Annotated in this window: 2 protein-coding genes; both read left to right on the top strand. The window is 46.0% G+C overall.

Annotated features, from left to right (window positions below):
• The first annotated feature begins 132 nt into the window (after positions 1-132).
• The gene (gene glnK / locus A3766_RS20515; RefSeq protein ID WP_068507212.1) at positions 133-471 is read left to right on the top strand and encodes a P-II family nitrogen regulator; all 339 of its coding nucleotides are present in this window, start codon (positions 133-135) and stop codon (positions 469-471) included.
• 67 nt (positions 472-538) lie between these two features.
• The coding region (locus A3766_RS20510; protein ID WP_231882944.1) for an ammonium transporter at positions 539-1,726 on the top strand (1,188 nt) is incomplete at its 3' end.

The raw sequence follows: 1,726 nt of genomic DNA, 5'->3' as shown, positions 1-1,726 counted from the left end.
CACCCCCTGCTATATACCGATCAGATTTGTTATTCCGAATGAGAGATTCGTTTTTCATTTTGAATAGCAAACAAGAACTAAAACACATTTTTTTAACTAGTAAATATTGCAGCGACAGCACAGGAGATATCCATGAAACTCGTAACTGCCATAATCAAACCATTTAAGCTGGACGATGTACGTGAGTCATTGTCTGAAATTGGCGTACAAGGTATTACCGTAACTGAAGTTAAAGGTTTCGGCCGTCAGAAAGGTCACACGGAATTATACCGTGGCGCTGAGTACGTTGTTGACTTTCTTCCTAAGGTTAAAGTTGAAGTTGCCATTGGTTCCGACTTGGTTGACCAAGTTGTTGAAGCTATCAGCAAAGCAGCTAATACCGGCAAAATTGGTGACGGTAAAATTTTCATTTCACCGCTTGAGCAAGTTATTCGAATCCGTACCGGTGAAACCGGCACTGATGCGGTTTAAATCTCATTCATCACTAAGCAACTAATTTTTTAGAATACAGTACGGAGATTTCCTTATGGAAAACGTAATGAACAACATTTATGAATTGCAGTATGCAATGGACACCTTTTATTTCTTGGTGTGCGGCGCATTAGTTATGTGGATGGCAGCAGGTTTTGCCATGCTGGAAGCAGGCTTGGTTCGCGCCAAGAACACCACTGAGATCCTAACCAAGAACGTTGCACTGTTTGCAGTATCATGCACCATGTACCTAATCTGTGGTTACGAGTTCATGTATGGCGGCGGCTTCTTCCTATCAGGTACTGACAGCGTTGCAACTATAGACGTTGCTCAAGCTCTAGCAGATTCTGCTGAAAACGGCTTCGGCGGTGACTCTGTTTACTCAGGCGCTTCTGACTTCTTCTTCCAGGTCGTATTCGTTGCAACGGCAATGTCTATCGTATCGGGTGCGGTTGCTGAGCGTATGAAGCTTTGGGCTTTCCTAGCATTCGCAGTTGTTATGACGGGTTTCATCTACCCAATGGAAGGTGGCTGGACTTGGGGTGGTAACTCTGTGTTCGGTATGTACGACCTCAGTAGCTATAGCGATTACGCTGGTTCAGGTATCGTTCACATGGCAGGTGCTGCAGCAGCATTGGCTGGTGTTATCATGCTAGGTGCTCGTAAAGGCAAGTACGGTGCTAACGGTCAGGTTAACGCTATCCCAGGTGCGAACCTTCCTCTAGCAACGCTAGGTACATTCATACTGTGGATGGGCTGGTTCGGTTTCAACGGTGGTTCTACTCTTAAACTGGGTGGTATCGAAGTAGCTAACGAAGTAGCAAGCGTATTCTTGAACACTAACGCTGCTGCGGCAGGTGGTTTGATCGCTGCATTGATCGTTGCACGTATTCTATTCGGTAAGGCTGACCTTACAATGGCATTGAACGGCGCACTAGCAGGTTTGGTTGCGATCACTGCAGAGCCTGCTGATCCTTCTCCACTACTAGCAACGATCATTGGTGCGATCGGTGGTGTTATCGTAGTATTCTCAATCGTAACACTTGATAAGCTTAAGCTTGACGATCCTGTTGGTGCAATCTCGGTACACGGTGTAGTAGGTCTATGGGGTATCTTCGCAGTACTTCTATCAGACGCTGACGCTACATTCGCTGGCCAGCTGGTTGGTGCACTAACGATCTTTGTTTGGGTATTCGTATGTAGCTTGATTGTTTGGGGCGTTCTTAAAGCAATCATGGGCATCCGAGTAACTGAC

Source organism: Oleiphilus sp. HI0132 (assembly GCF_001635845.1).
Note: the sequence above shows the minus strand (reverse complement) of the source record. Positions and strands in the feature narration are given on the sequence as shown.

What these genes read in the sequence shown, in the direction of transcription:
- glnK (WP_068507212.1), top strand. Translation starts at nt 133, where the DNA reads ATGAAACTCGTAACTGCCATAATCAAACCATTTAAGCTGGACGATGTA.